At 55.7% G+C, this 287-nt stretch carries 1 rRNA gene; it reads right to left on the bottom strand.

Going from position 1 to position 287, the window contains the following annotated elements:
* Nucleotides 1-287 (bottom strand): 23S ribosomal RNA (locus tag V6251_RS15385); the annotation flags it as partial.

The following is a 287-nucleotide window of genomic DNA, read 5'->3' as shown; positions in this document are numbered from 1 at the left end:
CTCGGTCCTCTCGTACTTGAGTCAGATCCACTCAAATTTCTAACGCCCACTGTAGATAGAGACCGAACTTTCTCACGACGTTCTGAACCCAGCTCGCGTGCCACTTTAATGGGCGAACAGCCCAACCCTTGGGACCTTCTCCAGCCCCAGGATGTGACGAGCCGACATCGAGGTGCCAAACCCCCCCGGCGATATGAGCTCTTGGGGGAGATCAGCCTGTTATCCCCGGCGTACCTTTTATCCTTTGAGCGATGGCCCTTCCATACGGAACCACCGGATCACTATGC

It is taken from the genome of Olleya sp. Ti.3.14 (genome assembly GCF_038154885.1).
Taxonomy (GTDB): domain Bacteria; phylum Bacteroidota; class Bacteroidia; order Flavobacteriales; family Flavobacteriaceae; genus Olleya.
This window is presented reverse-complemented; position numbering and strand designations above follow the sequence as displayed.